Annotated in this window: 18 protein-coding genes; 3 read left to right on the forward strand and 15 right to left on the reverse strand. The window is 33.3% G+C overall.

Annotated elements, in window-relative coordinates; all coding sequences use genetic code 11:
- Positions 1 to 20 precede the first annotated feature (20 nt).
- From NEH74_RS03450 to NEH74_RS03465, 4 genes are all read right to left on the reverse strand, one after another.
- Positions 21 to 728, reverse strand: coding sequence for an acyl-[acyl-carrier-protein] thioesterase (locus NEH74_RS03450; RefSeq protein ID WP_055275631.1), 708 nt, complete (start codon positions 726 to 728; stop codon positions 21 to 23).
- Positions 729 to 865: 137 nt separating this feature from the next.
- On the reverse strand, positions 866 to 1,012 hold the full coding sequence (locus tag NEH74_RS03455; RefSeq protein WP_262941090.1) for a hypothetical protein: 147 nt from the start codon (positions 1,010 to 1,012) through the stop codon (positions 866 to 868).
- A gap of 202 nt (positions 1,013 to 1,214) precedes the next feature.
- Complete coding sequence (gene aroQ, locus NEH74_RS03460; protein WP_055306010.1) at positions 1,215 to 1,664, reverse strand: type II 3-dehydroquinate dehydratase; 450 nt, start codon at positions 1,662 to 1,664, stop codon at positions 1,215 to 1,217.
- Between the two features lie 16 nt (positions 1,665 to 1,680).
- Complete coding sequence (locus NEH74_RS03465) at positions 1,681 to 2,541, reverse strand: shikimate dehydrogenase (RefSeq protein WP_055306011.1); 861 nt, start codon at positions 2,539 to 2,541, stop codon at positions 1,681 to 1,683.
- Between the two features lie 528 nt (positions 2,542 to 3,069).
- On the opposite strand from NEH74_RS03465, the gene NEH74_RS03470 reads away from it, so the two are divergent.
- Together NEH74_RS03470 and NEH74_RS03475 are read left to right on the forward strand one after the other, a co-directional pair.
- A complete protein-coding gene (locus NEH74_RS03470) occupies positions 3,070 to 4,116 on the forward strand; it encodes an IS1595 family transposase (protein WP_055304869.1) in 1,047 nt (348 codons plus the stop codon).
- Between the two features lie 117 nt (positions 4,117 to 4,233).
- A complete protein-coding gene (locus tag NEH74_RS03475; RefSeq protein WP_055304871.1) occupies positions 4,234 to 5,073 on the forward strand; it encodes a DUF6518 family protein in 840 nt (279 codons plus the stop codon).
- 233 nt (positions 5,074 to 5,306) lie between these two features.
- On the opposite strand, the gene NEH74_RS03480 is transcribed toward NEH74_RS03475, so the two are convergent.
- Positions 5,307 to 6,047, reverse strand: coding sequence for a CAP domain-containing protein (locus tag NEH74_RS03480; RefSeq protein WP_055244717.1), 741 nt, complete (start codon positions 6,045 to 6,047; stop codon positions 5,307 to 5,309).
- Positions 6,048 to 6,547: 500 nt separating this feature from the next.
- On the opposite strand from NEH74_RS03480, the gene NEH74_RS03485 reads away from it, so the two are divergent.
- A complete protein-coding gene (locus NEH74_RS03485; protein ID WP_055244719.1) occupies positions 6,548 to 7,897 on the forward strand; it encodes a dicarboxylate/amino acid:cation symporter in 1,350 nt (449 codons plus the stop codon).
- A gap of 348 nt (positions 7,898 to 8,245) precedes the next feature.
- Here NEH74_RS03485 and NEH74_RS03490 read toward each other — a convergent pair whose 3' ends face one another.
- The 10 genes from NEH74_RS03490 to NEH74_RS03535 form a co-directional block, all read right to left on the reverse strand.
- Positions 8,246 to 8,734: an HD domain-containing protein gene (locus tag NEH74_RS03490; RefSeq protein ID WP_237297070.1), complete on the reverse strand. Its 489-nt coding sequence runs from the start codon at positions 8,732 to 8,734 to the stop codon at positions 8,246 to 8,248.
- A gap of 107 nt (positions 8,735 to 8,841) precedes the next feature.
- Positions 8,842 to 9,408: a rubrerythrin gene (rbr, locus tag NEH74_RS03495; RefSeq protein WP_055304873.1), complete on the reverse strand. Its 567-nt coding sequence runs from the start codon at positions 9,406 to 9,408 to the stop codon at positions 8,842 to 8,844.
- Between the two features lie 410 nt (positions 9,409 to 9,818).
- Positions 9,819 to 11,126, reverse strand: coding sequence for a maltose ABC transporter substrate-binding protein (locus NEH74_RS03500; protein ID WP_055304875.1), 1,308 nt, complete (start codon positions 11,124 to 11,126; stop codon positions 9,819 to 9,821).
- Between the two features lie 157 nt (positions 11,127 to 11,283).
- Positions 11,284 to 12,108, reverse strand: coding sequence for a PHP domain-containing protein (locus NEH74_RS03505; RefSeq protein ID WP_055244725.1), 825 nt, complete (start codon positions 12,106 to 12,108; stop codon positions 11,284 to 11,286).
- 117 nt (positions 12,109 to 12,225) lie between these two features.
- The gene (locus tag NEH74_RS03510; RefSeq protein ID WP_055304877.1) at positions 12,226 to 13,563 is read right to left on the reverse strand and encodes an ABC transporter substrate-binding protein; all 1,338 of its coding nucleotides are present in this window, start codon (positions 13,561 to 13,563) and stop codon (positions 12,226 to 12,228) included.
- Between the two features lie 247 nt (positions 13,564 to 13,810).
- Positions 13,811 to 14,368: an NUDIX hydrolase gene (locus tag NEH74_RS03515; protein ID WP_055304879.1), complete on the reverse strand. Its 558-nt coding sequence runs from the start codon at positions 14,366 to 14,368 to the stop codon at positions 13,811 to 13,813.
- Position 14,369: 1 nt separating this feature from the next.
- Positions 14,370 to 14,858 (reverse strand): hypothetical protein, encoded by a 489-nt coding sequence (locus tag NEH74_RS03520; RefSeq protein ID WP_055304881.1) that lies wholly within the window; start codon positions 14,856 to 14,858, stop codon positions 14,370 to 14,372.
- Positions 14,845 to 16,740 (reverse strand): DEAD/DEAH box helicase, encoded by a 1,896-nt coding sequence (locus tag NEH74_RS03525; RefSeq protein ID WP_262941092.1) that lies wholly within the window; start codon positions 16,738 to 16,740, stop codon positions 14,845 to 14,847. The genes NEH74_RS03520 and NEH74_RS03525 overlap by 14 nt, the downstream gene beginning before the upstream one ends.
- Before the next feature lie 87 nt (positions 16,741 to 16,827).
- Positions 16,828 to 18,279, reverse strand: a complete 1,452-nt coding sequence (locus NEH74_RS03530; protein ID WP_055304969.1) for a SulP family inorganic anion transporter — start codon at positions 18,277 to 18,279, stop codon at positions 16,828 to 16,830.
- Between the two features lie 93 nt (positions 18,280 to 18,372).
- Positions 18,373 to 18,690: a GNAT family N-acetyltransferase gene (locus NEH74_RS03535; RefSeq protein WP_055304885.1), complete on the reverse strand. Its 318-nt coding sequence runs from the start codon at positions 18,688 to 18,690 to the stop codon at positions 18,373 to 18,375.
- Between the last annotated feature and the right edge of the window lie 184 nt (positions 18,691 to 18,874).

Consider the following 18,874-nt stretch of genomic DNA (forward strand, 5'->3'; position numbering starts at 1 on the left):
TGATAAAAGGAGTAAAATTTTTATTCAACCTGAAACGCAACAATGGCATAAGGATTCAATTCTTGATCACATAAGGTGACATAATAAATATCCTCTTGCCTTGCAATAGTTGGGACTAAACAATCTCCTAACTTTGCTGCCTTTTTATACTCGACTCGAACTTGCTTAACCTGAATTTGTGCAGGTAAGTATTCCGAAGCAATTGCCACATATTGACTATTATTCATATGGCCATTTGTATCGATTTGAAATTGACTAACACGAATCGCATCCATATATTTCTCAGCCTTAGGTGCTTTGATTTTTCGTGGTAAATAGGTCATCTCCCACTTCGGTTCAATTGGATATTTTTCAATTTCATCTATCGTTAATTTAACAAAAGATCCGGTTTTTACACTTAAGAAGCACCCACACACATTAGCATACGCTAAAACTTCATCATTTGCACCAAACAGAACATAATTACGATAGCCAAACATCCCTCTACAATCATAGATTAACGTTCCAACTTTAATCTCTTCACCAAGTCTAGGTAACCGATTGATTTCGATTTGCCACGATAATATATAAAAAGCTAAGTCTTGTTGCATAAAATAATCTGTGCCAAGCCCAATATCCTCTAATTGAAAAGTACTACAATCTTGAAAGTAATTAATTAAATGATGCAGTGTTAACCGTCCATCTTCACCTATTTCACTAAATCGAATACGCCCTCGTGTTTGATACAACGAAATCACCCCTTTTATTTAATATTATAAACTAAAAATCCTATATTAACCAAATAAAAAGGCCTTATCATTTTCCCGATAAGGCTATTTCTTTTCATTCAACTCAATCTTATGGTTAATCTTTTAAAAAATACTACTCAATAAATCAAACTCCACGGCTCACGTTGATGAGATTCTTGCGATTGTGGTGGTTGACTTCCCGTTTGATCCGCTTTTGCTGAACATGAAAAAAGGTATCCACATAAAACCACCATCGTCATGATTAACATCCATCGTCTTTTCATCCCGTGCACTTCCTTTATAAAGAATATTCATTAAAATTTAACAATCTACTAAATTATATGCCATTTCCCCTCAAACTATTATAGAAGAACTTATTTTTATTATCTCATCTTCAACTAAAAAATAACTGACTGTTTTGTTACCATGAAAAAAAACTTCCTAAGAAAAGTTAGAAAGTCTTTTTGTGATTCAAATTAACTTCAATTAAGCCTTTTGTTTTGCTTTATAATCTTCTAACGCTTGAATGGCTAGAATATATCCAAACTCACCAAATCCGCATAATTGTCCAATACAAGCTGGAGCTGTCACTGATTTATGACGGAATCCCTCACGGGCATGAACATTTGAAAGATGGACTTCAACCGTTGGAATCGTGACGACTGATTTAATTGCATCATGAATGGCATAGCTGTAATGAGTATATGCTCCTGGATTAATAATAATCCCATCATAGTTTTCAAAGTATGCTTTTTGGAACCAATCAATCATTTGTCCTTCATAGTTACTTTGAAGAACCTCAATTTCATGTCCACGTTTTGTTCCTTCTTCCTTGATATAGGCTACGATATCTCCATAGCTACGATTTCCATAGATACCTTGCTCACGAATTCCAACCATGTTTAAATTTGGACCATTTAAGACTAAGATTTTCATCAATACCTCTCCTATCTTATTTAAGATCTAAAACATCTTTAATATAATCAATCGGCATCTCCTCACCTGTCCATAACTTAAAGGCTTCTGCTCCTTGATAAATAATCATCCCAACTCCATTCATAACCTTGCATCCCGCTTCTTCCGCCTGTTGTAGCAACTTCGTCTTTCTTGGATTATAAATAATGTCACAGACGATTAAGCCAGGATGTAAAACACTAGAATCGCTAATAAAAGACTGGCCTTCTAATTCAGCCATCCCAATACTCGTCGCATTAATAAGAAGATAGCTATCTGCTAACTGTTCTTTTAATGCTAATTCATCATTTAAGTGATAAAAGGTTGCTTTACAATTTGTATGTTTGTTAATTAAGTCAACGACTTGTTGTCCTCGCTCAGCTGAACGGTTAAAAATAGAGAGTTCCGATACTCCATCTAGCGCTGCTTGAATTTGAATCGCTTTTCCAGCTCCACCACAACCAATCACCGTTACTTTTTTCCCTCGAATATCATAACCTTCATCTTGTAGTGAACGAATTAATCCACTTCCATCCGTCATATGTCCAACCAATTTACCATTTTCATTCACAACTGTATTGACTGCTTGACATAATTTTGCCGCAGGCGATAATTCATCTAAATACTCAATGATTGCTGTTTTATATGGCATGGATACATTAAACCCTCTAGCTCCCATTGCCTTTAAACCTTTCACACTATCCTCTAATTGAGACTGTTCAATATCAAATGCTAAATAAGTATAATCCAGTCCTAACTTAGAAAAAGCTGCATTATGCATTTTAGGTGAAATACTATGACGAATAGGTGTTGCAATTATCCCTATTAATTGAGTTGTTCCACTAATACGTGACTCCATGGCCATCCTCCTTTTTGTACTATTATTAACGTTCATATTTCTTCACTAACTACTCTTTTATTATAGAAAAAAATGTTAAAGAAATAAATAATTTTAATAATTGATAGCTTTACTAATAAAAAGGTAATCCTAATCAATACCAACAGGTTCAGTTTTAGGGTTGAAAAAGTAAATTTACATCACTTTTTTCTATAAAAAATGTCATTATTTTCACTGAATAAAATAAACAATCATAAATTTATAACGGAGTTTCGACTCTTTCAAAAGCTATTGTAAAACTTAATATATTTTCAAAGATAATCCTAATAATCATTGATACAACAAAAAAACTGCGACTATAAAATAGTCGCAGTTTTTTTATGTAATTAGTCATGTCATTTTGAAAATTCCACTCCAAAACCGAAAGACATGTAATTTCTTTAAAAATAGGCTATGTTATACAATTGTGTGATTAATATACAGAAAATAGGTTATAATATAGGTATTAACTATACTTCACCATATTATATAGAAAGGATTACTTATATTATGCAAAAAGTAGATATAAAAGCCATAGTTAAAAATTTGAATAAAGAAGAACTTAGAGATTTAATTTCTGTAGCACAAGGAGTTTTAAGTGCTTTATTTAGCTCTGATGAAATCAAGGATAATATTAAGGAAAGTAGATTTTCTAAGGGATATGAATGTCCTAAATGTCAATGTAAGGATGTTAATAAAAATGGAAAGACTAGAGGTAGACAAAGATATATTTGTAAAAGATGTCGTTGTTCTTTTGATGAGTTTACTATGTCTCCTTTCTCTAGCACTAACTTAGGATTAGATAAATGGCTTAAATACTGCGAATTAATGATATTAGGACTTTCTATAAGACAATGTGCAACTGAAATTGGAGTTGGAGTTAAAACATCTTTTTATATGAGACATAGGATTTTAGATGTTATTAATCTATCATTAAAAAATGATATGGTTGAAGGTATTGTAGAAGTAGACGAAGTTTTTATTCGAGAATCATATAAAGGTAATCATTCAAAGAGTACTACTTTTAAGATGCCTAGAGAACCTAGAAAAAGAGGTAAAGGAAAAAAAGATAAGAAAAAAAGAGGTATTTCTAATGACCAAATTTGCATTGAAACTGGTATTGACCGTAAAGGAAATATAGTAATGGGAGCAGTTTGTAATGGTAGAATTACAACTAATGATATCGTTAGATTTTTTGATGGAAAAATAGGAGAAGATGTTACTTTCGTAGTTGATAGCCACAAATCTTATTTTAGTATAAATAAAGACCTAAATGTTGAATTAAAACGAGTTCCTAGAGGTAAATCTATGCTAGATAGTGTTTACCATCTACAACATGTAAATTCTCTTCATAGTAGCTTTAAGAGATGGTTAATGCCCTTTAATGGCGTTTCTACTAAATATATTTCTAATTACTTGGCTTGGTTTAAATTCTTACAATTAAGCAAGAAGAACAAAAAGAATGATAGAATCAAGGATATGTTGGTTAATGTAGCAACTAAAGAAACTTGTATAACTATAAATACTATTAGGAATAGATATATTGAATTAGCTTAAAGCTAAGAAACCCTTAATAAGACGGTTTATTGATTGAAATATTATTTAACAAGTTATATAATACAAGTAATATAAGATAGTTCGCAATTGTTATATAAATTTGAAAGGGAGGAAGGCATGAAATCTAAATATGAGAAAAAATCATATATACAGGTAATATGTTTTGGTGCAATTATTGGTCTGATTACTGAGTTATTGAATTTTTATCCTAATGATGATTTGTGGGGTTGGAGTTCTATTGCAGGCTCTTTTGGATTTTGGATATTCTCAACAACGTTTGTGATTTACTTTAGTTCTTCTAATAAAAATGCAATGATAAATACCTTCTCATATTTATCGAGTATGTGTATCAGTTATTATTTGTTACAAAGTATCATTGATTTTTTTACCCCAAATGTAACAGTTGATAAGTTTCTCCAATGGAATCATCTATTCCACTGGATTGGTATAGCTGTTCTTTGCGGACTTGTAGCTTATGTCTTGTTCTATTGGAACAAAAAGACAGTTTGGGGTAGTGTGTTGTATGCACTTCCTGTTGCGGGTATGTTAGTTGATACGATTAACAACTGCATGAAGTTCTACTATTCGCATACAAATTTAGCAAACAGCATTTTGGGTATTATATTTCTTCTCATTATGTTCGTGGTGCTATTTAAGAAAGTAGATAAGAAAGGGATATTTGTGTTTGTCTTAATCGTTGTTGCGTTAATCGGCTTCATACTGTTCCCAACGACTTCTCAGAGTATTACAATGGAATCTACTATCACTTGCGAATTAGGCGGTGAAACTGAGGTGTTTTACATAAAAATGAGGGATGACGGTAAAATATTAGAAATTGAGGGTGATGAAACAGTTTATGAGGAAATAGATATTCATTCCTTAAAAACTATTCCAGAGGTAGTCCATGCATTGCAAGACTATTACGAGAGCAAAGGCGGAGCATGGAAGATGGAATAAATTCCAATATGCCGAACAGAGTAGGACTTTGGTCCTGCTTTTTTCGTGCCTGAAAATAAGCTCAAAACACCCTGAGGTTATTTCTGTTTGGGATTCAAAATGGAACAATTCTCAAAAAGTGCTTATATTACCGAGAAAATCGCCATCCCTCGAATTTAGAAAAAGTCATAAATTATGAGGAATAATATTAATTTATTTATCACATAATTGTCTAACATAGCCTAAAAATATAATTAACGATAAAACTCTTGAGTGGCATAAACTTTATCTCCACATCGATAAACACCAATTCCAATACTAGAAAAATTAGTAGATAAAATATTAGCTCGATGTCCACTCGAATTCATCCAATTAGACATAAATTGTTGTGCTAACGCCTCTAGACTTTCATTCATATCGCGACCAATATAGGCAATATTTTCACCCCATGCTTGATAAATAACTCCATCCTGTTGCATGAAGGCACTCATTAAATCGCCTTCAGGATTTTCATGAGCAAAATAATTTCGATCACCCATATCTTGTGATTTTGTTCGAGCATATTGACCCATGATCTGATTGTTCTCAAGAGGTGATAATCCAACTTTTTCACGTTCTTGATTGACCTTTTCAAAAATCAGCTGCTCAACATACGGCATAAATCCATCAACGGATTCTGCTACTGTTCCACCTGTTGGCTCTGTTGTTAATGGCTGTAATAAAGATTTTTCTTCAAACTTCTCTTCTTTTGCCATAAATACATCATCTGTTTTAGTTTCATTTGATAGTAAGAAAGGCTGTTCTTCTTGCTTTACAGGTTGTTTTATTTCCATAGATGATATCGTACCTTTTTCTTTAAACTGTGGCAGTCGTAATGAAGATACCATCGCTATTTCATTCGGATTTTCTGCTTCTATTTTGTGACTTGTAATCGTCATTGTTGCTCCTAAAGCAACAAGAACAAAAGTCATAATCGCAACAAGTTTCTTATTCATAAGTATCTCTCCTATTTGTTGAGTATGTCTTACGGTAACTCCTGCGTTCACCTTTATTGTAACACAATCTTATCTCAGAGTATCTAGTGACTTATTGTCTATTTTATCAAATGATAGTATGCTCTAACATTTGTATACAGGTCTACCAAAATAAGATAACTAAGAAAAAATATGAATTAAATCGACGAGTTACGACTTTTTTATACTATTATTTCAAAAAAAGCTTGACTCTACGACTAGAAATCAGTATATTTATTTTCAAGTAGGAACCCTTTAAGATTACTCACGAGAAGTAATTAAGGAAAAATATAGTCGTTATTTTATACTAAATGATAGTATTGGTCTATCTTTTAGTTATATTGCTGTATTCATTTATGCCTTAAGTTCGTGATATCTAATGGAACTTAAGGCTTTTTTTATTCATCTTATAGACAATAACCCTGTTTAATCTAATAAGATGATTGGGTCCTAACATCTATAATAGAGGAGAGACTTATTCAATGACTAAAAAACAAAATAAAAATCGTTTAGCCATTCATATGGCCATTGCCCTTGTCTGTGGTTTAGTAACAGGATCATTATTCTTAATGTTACGTGAAAACTTATTAGCGGGAGGAAATGCTGATCTTTGGGCCACTATCAATAAAATCTTATTCCAAGATATTAGTGTTGAAGGTGCAACAGATGCTGTTGGAATCTTCTATATCCTAGGTCAATTATTCTTAAATTCAATGCAATTAGTTATTGTACCTATGGTATTTACATCAATTGCATTAGCAATGTGCCGTATCTCTGATACAAAAACATTAGGACGCTTATCATACAAAACAATCACTGGATTTTTAACTACTTCATTTTTCGCTCTAATTTTAGCAGGTGTCGTTGGATTATTCGCAAATAAACTTGGAGTATTTAACGTTAGCATTGATAATATTACAACTCAAACTGGAACAACCGGATCAAATCCATTATTAATCCTTGTTAAAGCTATCCCTAACAACATCACTTCAGTTTTTGCAACAAACGGAAGCATTTTATCCATCGTCTTCTTAGCAGTCATCACAGGTTTATCAATCAATCATTTAGGCGATCAAATCTCAGTTCTTAAAAAATTATTAGAAGATGTCAATAAAATTATCACCGTCTTCTTAACATTCTTAATTACAAAATTCGGACCATTCGCTATCTTTGTATTATTAACTCGCACCTTTGCCATTTATGGTGTTGAACATTTAAAACCTGCCTTAGCCTATGTCATCACAGTCATTGTTACTTTATTAGTATTCTTAACAGTTGGTTATGCCTTATTCATCTTAATTACAACTCGTTTAAATCCAATGCCATTCGTTAAAAAGATTGGAAAAGTTGCAATGTTTGGGTTCTCAACTTCATCTTCAGCTGCTACATTACCGTTAAACACAAAAACAACAACTGAAGAATTAGGAGTAAATGAAGAAGTTGCCTCATTTATCTTACCACTAGGAATGACAATCAACATGAACGGAACAGCAATCATGCAAGTCATTGCTGCCATCTTCATCGCTTCAAGTGCAGGCTATGACGTAACATTCGGAAGTATTTCATTAATTGCTATCTTAGCATTAATCGCTTCAATCGGAACACCAGCTGCACCAGGTGCCGGAGCTGTTATCTTATTTACAGTCTTATCTGGAATGGGATATCAAAATGATGCAGCACTATTAGCTTACTCGTTAATTTTAGCGATCAACCGCCCAGTAGAAATGTTAGTAACAGCATTAAACGTGGTTGGAGACTCTGCAACAGCTGTTGTGGTTGCTAAATCAGAAAACTGTTTAAATGAAGAAGCATACTTTCAAGAAATAAAATAAGAAATCATTAGACACCATTATTTGATGGGCGTCTTTTTTCATCTCATCTAAAAAAGCGTAAAACTATATTGTTCTACGCTTTTTATTTAAAGTACACGATTAAATAAATATCATCCTCTACATATGAAGCACCTAATTTCCTCTATCATTCCTGGTGCTCACATATCAAGAAGTTTTCATCTATAAGTGAGCATGCTTGTTCTTAAGTTGAGTGGCTAAAGCATAAATATTTACATACCAAATTTTTGTGAAATTATTTAGTTATTTATTATAAGGATTATTCACCCTAAATGTCTCTATTATAAAGCTGTCAGTCTGAGATAATCCTAAAATTATACTTTTACTACTTCATAAATATAAATAATTTATATAATTAATTCCTGTGCGGGTTTTAAAAATTTTCTCTTTAATTGATTGAATTGCTTCCTTACTCATTTGATCTTCATCAATATTAACTAAAAAATCCGCTTCAACTAAGATTTGAAAATCTAATCCATCAATCTCATGATATGTATGATGATGTGCAATTATGTAGCAAACACGTTCAATAAAAACTTCATCATATCCTAATTGTTCTAGTATTTTTCTTGCAATCCCTGGCCCTTCAATTTCCTGATAACAGCCTGCGCTAGATTGATACTTCTCTTCACTTACCTTGATTCCAATATCATGAAGAACAGCTGTTACTTCTAATATCTCTTGCATTTTTTCATCTAGATTTTCCATTTCCCCAATCGTTTTGGCATAACTATATACCTTAAAAAGATGATTAATTCGGGAAATATCTGGTGTGAAATAGCCAATTGCCTCATCAATTACATATCCAATTTTCTTCACTCTCTCCACCTCTTTCATCCATCAAACATTATACCAAAATATTCCTGTTTATTGGAAATAAATCCAAATATTTGATAAAAAAACAGATAAGGTATCTTATCTGCTTCTTAATAATTATGACAAGGCAACTCGAAAAATCCTTGCGGATAGCCACAGAATGGACAACGTTCAGGCGCTTCTTTCACATATACTCGATTCCCACAATTACGACACTCCCAAACGACTGGCTGATCTTTTTTAAATACTCTGTCTTCCTCTATGTTTTTTTCTAATTCTCCATATCTCATTTGATGACTTCTCTCAATTTTAGCAGCTTGTTCGAATAATTTTGCTATGTCATCAAATCCTTCTTCTTTAGCAATCTTTGCATAATCAGGGTACATACTCGTATGTTCATGAGTTTCTCCACTGACAGCATCTTTTAAATTAGCTAATGTATCACCTAAGCCATCATGCAAAATTTTATACCATACTTCTGCATGTTCCTTTTCATTTCCTGCTGTCTTCATAAAGATTTCAGAGATTTGTTCATACCCTTCTTCTTTAGCCACATCTGAAAACATTCGATATTTAGTCTGTGCCATCGATTGTCCAGCAAAAGCATCTTTTAAATTTTGTTCTGTCTTACTCCCTTTTAGCTTTGCTTTGGTTTCTTCAGAAATAAATCCATCCATCTTAAAACCTCTTTTCATAAAATCTATACTCTTTATAATCATATGATTTCTTCCTAATATCGACACTTTTTATTTGCCATTATAACCAATCATTTTGTGTTGATATTAGATATATAAATATTCGATATAAAGAGAAAATAGGTAGCTAGACCATCTTTAAGGATACTAACTGAATGAATATACTATATTTTCGACTCGTCATGGTTACACAATTATGGGGGATATTTAAGAGTTAACTGATAGTTGGTGCAGAAATACTTTACAAACTTTTGTCTCGCTTTGAGAAAGAAAGTCTCATTGAAGCATTACCACCAATCAATGAAAAAACATACGAACTCACAGAAGATGACGTAAACTTATAAAAAAAGGCTATCTCAATTTATAATGAGATAACCCTTTTAATGTGTGTGTTATTGTGCTAATTCTAATGCAGCATTATAATCTGCTAATGCTTTTTCTGCTGCTTGTTCTGGAGTTGCTAATCCTTCCCATACTGAACGATACATTGTTTCAACTGGTCCCCAGTAACTTGACATTTCTGGTAAGATTGGCATTGGTTGAGAGAATTCTGCTTGTGCTAAAATTCCTGAAACATATGGATCTTCTAAAACACCTTCAATAACTGAATTATCTTTTAATGCTGGAATACTTCCTTTTACATCATAAAGAATTTTTAATCCTTCTTCTGATGCTAAGAATTCAAGAACTTGTTTAGATTCAGCTACGTGTTGTGTATAGGCACTAATACAAGCAATGATGTTTCCAGAGAATGTTTCAGGTTGTACACCATTGATAGTTGGAATTGTTGTAACTCCCCATTCAAATCCTGTATTTTGGTTACGAACTTCAGCAATTGACCAAGGTCCAGTAATAATATAAGGAACATTACCTTTAGCAAATTCAACTTCAATTGAATCCCAATTTAAATCGGCATATGGGACAGGTAAAATTTCTTTTAATGATTGATAGAATGTTAATCCTTTCACTACTTCTGGTGTGTTTAAGTTTACTTGTGAAGCATCGTCATGATTTGGTCCATATAGTTCAAATCCTGCAGACGTTAAAAATGGATGCATTGTATATGAGTTACCAGCATCAAAACGGAATAAGAATTTATTTGCTGCGGCATCATTATATTGTTTAGCTTGTTCAATTAACTCTTCAAATGTCGTAGCGACTTCAAATCCGTTTTCCTCTAATAATGTTTTATTATAGAATAATGCAATTGATTCAGTTGCTAGTGGAATACCATAATAATTATCTCCTGATTTAACTGTTCCAACTGATCCTTCTAAAAAGCGCTCTTCAATATTTGCTCCAATCTCAGATCCTAATGGTAATAAAATTTGTGATTGAATAGAATCACTCATTCCATCATGTGGCTGAATAAATAGATCTGCCCCAAATCCAGCTGGACCATCTAACGCAAGCTTTTTACGAGCATCTACAGACCCAACTTTTTCATAAATAATATCAATGTTAGGCAGTGCTTCTTCGATTGCTGGCTCAATAGCTGCTGCAAAATCATCATCATCTAACCATAATTTAATTTCAACTTTGTCTCCATTTGCTGTTGATTCTGAGCTTCCTGTTTGTCCACCCTGTTCTCCAGCATCAGATGTTGACGATGGTGTATTTGTATTCCCATCATTTCCACATGCTACAAGACCTGTTAATGATAATGACGCAACTAATCCGATTGATAATAATTTTTTCATTTCTATGCCCCCCATATTTTATTAGCTGTTCACATTAGGTAATATACCACCTAAAGCGCATACATTCAATACATGTAATATACACTGTTAACGGTTACACATGTTGAGATACCGGTTACATTCTAAAAAAGCGAAGTTCAACTTCGCTTTTTTAGAATTAAAATTTAAGTTTTAATTCTGTTTCATCTTTTTTAATGCATCCCATGATATACTCGTTTTCTTTTTTACTCATCTCTCCATGACAGTCACACCCAACCGTAATCATCAAATCATGCTCTTCACAGAAATTCACACAACAAGCCGTTAATTCCTCACTATGAATCGGATAGTAACATTCAATCCCATCAATCTCACTTGCTAATAACTTCTCAAAATCAGTAATAACCTCTTCCATCGTACTATTACGATAATACTTACCTGGATGTGCTAGAACTGCTTTTCCTCCACATATATGAATGTGTTTAATCGCTTCTTCTACCGTTGGGAAGTCATAGTTACTATAAAAAACTTCATAATCACGATAAATTTTTAATCCATCCATCACATTTTCAGTAAATCCACGATCATGTAAATAATGAATACCTTTAAATCCCCCTAAACGGCGATCATATGTATAACCTTCATAATCAGCTAATGAAATATGATCATATTCTTTTTCCATAATCTTAATCAAATCAACACCCATTTGATCTAATTGATGACGTGATTTTTTAATAATAGCAGCAAATTCTTCATTTACTTTAAAATCATAGGCTAATAAATGTACTGATCGTTCCCCAAATACACAATCTAACTCAACACCAAGTACATATTTCATGCCAAGTTGTTGACAAGCTAACTCAAACTCTTCGTGTGCTTCAATCGTATTGTGATCTGTAATCGAAATAAATCCCAATCCTTTTTGCTTCGCTAATTCAACCACTTCACATGGAGAAAATGATCCATCTGAATAATAAGAATGCATATGTAAATCCACTAACATAACATCTAACTCCTCATCTATTTACTTTTTAATATTATAACAAAGTTCGACAAAAAACAAAATGGTATTAATCAAAATAAAAAAGAGATAGTCATCAAGACTATCCCAATTAAAAGATTATTTTAAATTTAATGATCTTAAAGCCTCTTCTACTGCTTTTGCTGGTTCCATACCATTTAATACAACATTTTCAACTGCAACCCCAGCAGCTGTACGCACATTGTATGATGTGAAGTCATCATTTGTGAAAACAACATCATAGAAGTAGTAGTCTGATTGTGCAGGTCCAGCTTCTTTTGTCATATCTCCTGACTCAACAATGTAGTTTTGATATTCTTCTGAGTCAACAACTGTTTGACGAATCGGTAAATATCCTGTATTCATTGTCCAGTAAAGGTTAGCATCGTATGTTCCTAAGAATTTTGCAAATTCATAAGCAGCATATACTTGCTCATCTGTTGTATTCCCTTGTTTCATAACAACAACGTTTGTTCCTTGTTGGATAACTGCTTTAGTATCTTCACTTTGTTGTGGAATTGGAGCAGCTGACCACTCAAATGCATTCTCAGCCCCTGATAATCCGTTGATTACATGTGAAGCCCCTGAAGTTGATCCAACAAACATTTGAACTAAACCACTTGTGAATGGCCCAGACATGTATTTATCTTCACCTGGTAAACGCCAGTATCCAGCATCAGTATTACGTTTAATCATTTCTAACATTTCAACAGCTGCATCAGATTCACCGAATAATACTTCACCTTTAGATGTTGTATATTCTCCACCAAACTGTTTAACTAATGTAATGAAGGCATTTTCTGCTGAATCGAATCCGAATGAAGGCTTTCCAGTAATTTCTGTGATTTGTTTAGAAACTTCTTCCATTTCTGCCCAAGTTGTTGGCACTGTTAAATTGTGCTCTTCGAAGAATGTTTTATTGTAGTATAAAACTTCTGTTGATTTATTAAATGGTAAAGAGTAAAATTTGTTCCCTTCGTATTGGCTATTTTCTTTACGATATGCTTCAGCGATATCATCAAAGTTTTCAATCCCTACTTCTTCATGGAAAATATAATTATCTAATTCAACAACCGCTCCAGATTGTAAATACTCTGCTACCCAGTCAGGATATGCTTGAGAAATAGCTGGTGCTGTTTTTGCTTTAATTGCCGCTGTTACCTTTGATTTTAAGTCATTATAAGCCCCTTGATAGATAGGCTTAACTGTGATTCCTTTTTCTTGACCAACTGTCGCATTAAAATCTTCAACTAATTGATTAACTGCTGCTTCGTTTGGTCCTGACATAGCATGCCAGAATTCGATTTCAACTGGATTTTCAATTGAAGTCAATAAATCTTTGTTTTCTTGTTCGTTTTGATTTTCATTTGGATTTGAACAAGCTACCATTGATGATAGTCCAAATAATACTGCACATGATGCTGCTAATTTTTTCACTTTCATGCCCTCCTATTCAATATGGCCATTGAATTTTTTCGCTAAAATCTCATCCTTAAATTTGGATAATTTTAGTACTTTTTACTTACGAAAGCATTATATCCAAATTCTATACAAAAATCAACATTTTCACCACTATTTTTACATAGAACACAAAAAGAACATTTTTGAAAATAAAACTGCCCCTTTACATAAATAAAAAAGTCTCAGAAAAAATACTTTCTAAGACTTTTCTTTTATCAACTTTTTATAGAACTGTTGCACGTTGTAGTAACTTTTGATAAATAGGGATCATTTGTGGTTCCTGACAGTATGTTTCAATTTCATTAACTGGAATCCAACCGACATTACTATTCTCATCTTCTTTAATACGTAATACATCTTCCTCACTTCCAACTAATAAATAAGAAACATTTAAATGTTGATGAGAACTTACATACTTCCCTTTCTTCATATGACCCCAAACCGGTAAAATATCTAATGACATGATTTCTGTACTTAATGGACGAATATTTGTAACCCCTGTTTCCTCTTTAGCTTCTTTTATTGCCACTGCTAATAAATCTGCCTCACCATCAGCATGCCCACCTGTCCAAGCCCAACTATTATATAAATTATGATAAATCATTAAAACTTTATCTCTTGCCTCATTTAAAATAAATCCTGAACTTGTCAGATGTGCAAATTCATTTTCTCTTGTTAAAATATTATGCTCAAATAATTTGATATAATTTAATATCACTTTTTGATCCTGTACTTCTTGCTCATTCATCGGAACATATGATTGAATCTGCTTTTTAATCATCTTATTCACTCCTTAATCGAATAGTCATAAATTCATCTAATGCTAATTCAGATAAATCACCTAAAATCCCCCCTTTTTTATAAACCATTAAACCTAATTGTTGAAACATCTTATTTAGTTCCGCTACTAATTTATCACTACGGCGCTTATAACCTAATTGCTTTAAAAGAGTGCGTAGCTTGATTTTCACATAGTCAGCCTCAGTATATTGCATCCTAAGTTTCATAACTTTCAAATAGTGCGCCATATCTTTTTCAAAGTGACAACTAATTAGATTTTTTTTCATTTGTGATTGTAATTCATCAATCTCTTTCATCACTTGAACGTCTAATTGTTCTAATTGCTCATCAACGTTTAACATAAACTCATTCAAAGATCCTTCATATTGTAAATCCCGATATAATTCACTAATGATTTGTCGTTCTCTTATATATGAAACGTCAATAACAGATAAAAATGTTGCAATATCATAGACATTAACTAACTCCACGTGTCTCTCCCTCCACTAATTTTCTCAATTCAATATTTAGTTGTCGCATAAAAAATACTTTTTTATGAAAATAAATAGAGAATAAAGACTCTGGGCTATTCCACAACTGATCGATATAAGCACGTTGCTCTGAACGCGTCAAATGCTCGTCAATAATAGTTTGAGCCACCTTCGATAAATCCACACGCTCACGATCTAATTGTTCAAATGGAATAAATGGTGGCGCTTCTTGATGAACACTAAAATATTGAAGCAAGGCTTTAACATCACGTTCATCATAGGCGGGAATGAACTCACCTAAAAAGCAACGTCGTGCACAAATATCACTTAACTTTTGTAATAAATGAGGTGAAGTAATCTCACCTTTAATTTGATGATAATTAAAAAACTGTGGTAACTGTTCAATCAAATGATCGTAGCGACGCTTCGTACTATCGTATATTAAAATTTGATGACTCCGTTCAATCCCTCGATCAACAAACGTAAAAGCATACATTCCTAATGGGATTCGTTTAATGAACCGAATCGACTCGAATTGAGTTGTATCAATACTTGCATCTAATAAATGAATATATTCCTCTAATTTAGCAAATGAGATCTGCTCATAAATCTTTTCGACCCGATCACTCAACTCTCCTTCTCGTAACTCTTTCTGTTCATTCATCAATGTCTTTGCATTCACCCAAGTAATCTTATCTTGCCAATCATCAATAAAGCTGACAATATAGGCTTCATTAGTTCCACCTGCTTTACTTCCGCGTAAAGCCCGACCAATCATTTGGGTCATTAATGTTGCTGAAGTCGTTGGGCGGGTTAAAAAAACAGAACGAGTTTGAGGAAGGTCTACCCCTTCCGTTAAAATATTGACATTAATTAATATATTGATTTCCCCACATTGGTAAGCCGTAATAACAGCCTCATTTTCTGCACCAAATTGTTTCATTTCCAAAATATCATCAGTTTCCCGGGAAATAATAACCCCACATTTCACACCTGATTTTTCAAATAATGACTTTAAAACTAAGGCATGGACTCGATTAATAGCAAAAACAATGGTTTGTCCATATTTTTTATAATCGTATTTCCTCACAATCATAGCATTTCTCAGTTTATGCTTCGCCATTTTAATAGCAATATCAGATGGAATCCAATCTTCAAGCTCTAACTTTTTTTGTTCTTCTTTCGTTAATTCTAAAACTAAATCTGTTTGACATTCTTCAAAATGAGGAAGCGATAAAATCCCTCGTTTAATTAAATCTGTTAAATCAATTTTATAGGCAATATCATCTGGAAACACTTCACTTAGATGACGAGCATCACTTCGGAAAGGGGTTGCCGTTAACCCAAGTAATTTTATATTTGGAACTTTAGTCTGAAGATGATTTAAAATCTTCTCATAAGTTGGCGCACTCGCATGATGAGCTTCATCTACAATGATATATAATTCTTTTTCACCTTTTAACCAACAATCTAAACTCTTCACACGCTTAGCTAAGCTATCCTTACTGACAATTAATAAATTATCGGTACGTTCAATCATTTGAGTTGACTGATGAGTACCAGAAATAATTCGATAGTTAAATCCCCATCGATTAGTCATCACATCTGCATAAGCATTTAGCTCAAAAGTCTTAGCCGCCTGTTCTAATAAAAGTTGTCGATGTGCTAACCATAAAACTTTCTTCTTATTATTCAGTGCACCATTTAATAACCACCAACAAGCAGTTAATGTTTTTCCTCCACCTGTTGGAATCACTAAGACTGATTTAAATGACTCGTGCTGATCTATCTGTTTTAATACCTCTAATGCCTCTACTTGATGTTCATATAACTGTTTTGGGTTACGCTTTAGTTTCACCCGAATTTCTCCTGCACCTATCATATTGCCTCATCCTTCATCTAAACTTAGCTTTATTATATCGAATTATCATGTTTTTTGACAAATTAAAAGAGCGTTTTACCGCTCTTTTTAATGGCCTGAGACTGTTTTTAATTCATCTGTTTTATTATGAAGTGCACATTTATCCACTAATGTTTTACAACTTGGACTTAATCCGCTTAATGTTGCTTCAATACCATTTTTGTCTAAGCGAAGCATAACCTTATCAATAGCATCAACTGCTGACTCATCCCAAAGACGAGCATTTGTAAAATCAATCGTTATTGTCTTGTCTTCATCTTGATAATCAAAAGCAGCGATAAAGTCGGAAGCAGAGGCAAATGATAATTGTCCACTAACCATATAAGTATGATCCACTTTAATTACTTGTACTTTTGAACTTTTGATTCCTAAGAAAATAGCACTTAATAACGTTCCTGCCACAACTCCATAAGCTAAGTTATGTGTTATTACCACAATCCCTACTGTTGTTAACATCACTACATTGTCGGTTAATGGAACTTTATGCATTCGCTTGAACGATTGCCAATTAATCGTGGTCAATGAAACAACCACCATCACTGCCGCTAATGAAACAACAGGAACTTTAATCACAAATCGACTAAATAAGATCATTGAGCCTAACATTAATGATCCTGCGACTGCACTCGCTAAACGCCCGCGTCCACCATAATTCAAGTTCACCATTGATTGACCAATCATACCACAACCAGCAATCCCACCAAAGAATCCTGACACTACATTAGCAAGTCCTTGTGCCACTGTTTCTTTATTTTTATGACTTGACGTTTCAGTGATTTCATCAATTAACTGCGCTGTTAATAATGACTCTACAATCCCTACAATGGATAACGAAATCGCATAGGGAAAAATAATTGATAACGTCTCTAAATTAAATGGAACATTAGGAATCATGAACTTTGGTAATTCACGTGTTAATCGCCCCATATCTCCTAACGTTTTAATATCTATTTTAAATGTAAGCACAATTGTTGTAACAACTGTAATCGCCACAATTGGAGATGGAATTTTCTTTGTTACTTTAGGGAACAGATAAATAATCGCAATTCCAATTGCACCTAGTAGCAATAAGATAGAATTTCCTTGGAAATGTTCTAACTGCGAAATAAACATCATAATTCCAAGTGAATTCACAAATCCATGCATCACTGGTTTAGGAATAAACTTTAGTAAATTCCCGATTTTTAAATATCCAAAAATAACTTGTAAAATCCCCGTTAAAATAGTTGCTGCAAACATATATTCAATCCCATAATCACGAACTAAATTTGCTAAAACTAATGCCATAGCTCCCGCTGCAGCTGAGATTAACCCTGGACGACCTCCAAAAATAGCCGTAATCATCGTCATGCAAAACGTTGCATAGACCCCAACCATCGGGTCAACACCTGCTACAATCATAAAGCCCATCACTTCTGGGATTAACGCCATAAACACAACAATTCCTGCTAAAATATCACCTTTTGTATTCCCTAACCACTCTTGCCTTAAATTTTTCATCGATAACCTCACTTTTATAAAAATTACATACAGCTTTCTATTATATAAAAGATATTCATCAAACGTCAATGTCATCATAAAAAAGAGTAACATTTAGTCACTCTTTTGAATTTGATTAAACTTGTCTTTTGTTAATCTTAACAATATTCCAACTTCAGTTTTATCTACCTTCTCAAAACCATAACTCATAAGGACGCGAATCCCACGTTCATTTATGACCTCATCGATCATGACTTCGCCACCAAACTCATTAAAATAATAACCAAGCATTAAATCCATTGTGGCTTTAGCATATCCTTTCCCTCGATAACGAGCTTGTATCTTAATATTAAACGAGGCACTTTTTTCATTTTCATCATAACAATGAAAACTAATCTCACCAACGGGCCTCTGATTTTCGTTATAAACCAAACAATAGACATTACAGCCATCACCTAGTTTTCACCATACGTTCATACCAACTTTGATGACGCTCGGGTACAAATTCAATGATTCCACCAACATCACGCATCGTCTCTTCGTCTGCTCAAAGCTTTTTGACATAGCCTAACTCCTCAAAGCTAGAGCTTTTAATCTGAACTCTATTATTAGACTT

It is taken from the genome of Turicibacter sp. GALT-G1 (assembly GCF_025594995.1).
Lineage (GTDB): Bacteria > Bacillota_I > Bacilli_A > MOL361 > Turicibacteraceae > Turicibacter > Turicibacter bilis.

What these genes read in the sequence shown, in the direction of transcription:
- NEH74_RS03455 (WP_262941090.1), bottom strand. Translation starts at nt 1,012, where the DNA reads ATGAAAAGACGATGGATGTTAATCATGACGATGGTGGTTTTATGTGGA.
- aroQ (WP_055306010.1), bottom strand. Translation starts at nt 1,664, where the DNA reads ATGAAAATCTTAGTCTTAAATGGTCCAAATTTAAACATGGTTGGAATT.
- NEH74_RS03465 (WP_055306011.1), bottom strand. Translation starts at nt 2,541, where the DNA reads ATGGAGTCACGTATTAGTGGAACAACTCAATTAATAGGGATAATTGCA.
- NEH74_RS03470 (WP_055304869.1), top strand. Translation starts at nt 3,070, where the DNA reads ATGCAAAAAGTAGATATAAAAGCCATAGTTAAAAATTTGAATAAAGAA.
- NEH74_RS03475 (WP_055304871.1), top strand. Translation starts at nt 4,234, where the DNA reads ATGAAATCTAAATATGAGAAAAAATCATATATACAGGTAATATGTTTT.
- NEH74_RS03480 (WP_055244717.1), bottom strand. Translation starts at nt 6,047, where the DNA reads ATGAATAAGAAACTTGTTGCGATTATGACTTTTGTTCTTGTTGCTTTA.
- NEH74_RS03485 (WP_055244719.1), top strand. Translation starts at nt 6,548, where the DNA reads ATGACTAAAAAACAAAATAAAAATCGTTTAGCCATTCATATGGCCATT.
- rbr (WP_055304873.1), bottom strand. Translation starts at nt 9,408, where the DNA reads ATGGATGGATTTATTTCTGAAGAAACCAAAGCAAAGCTAAAAGGGAGT.
- NEH74_RS03500 (WP_055304875.1), bottom strand. Translation starts at nt 11,126, where the DNA reads ATGAAAAAATTATTATCAATCGGATTAGTTGCGTCATTATCATTAACA.
- NEH74_RS03505 (WP_055244725.1), bottom strand. Translation starts at nt 12,108, where the DNA reads ATGTTAGTGGATTTACATATGCATTCTTATTATTCAGATGGATCATTT.
- NEH74_RS03515 (WP_055304879.1), bottom strand. Translation starts at nt 14,368, where the DNA reads ATGATTAAAAAGCAGATTCAATCATATGTTCCGATGAATGAGCAAGAA.
- NEH74_RS03525 (WP_262941092.1), bottom strand. Translation starts at nt 16,740, where the DNA reads ATGATAGGTGCAGGAGAAATTCGGGTGAAACTAAAGCGTAACCCAAAA.
- NEH74_RS03530 (WP_055304969.1), bottom strand. Translation starts at nt 18,279, where the DNA reads ATGAAAAATTTAAGGCAAGAGTGGTTAGGGAATACAAAAGGTGATATT.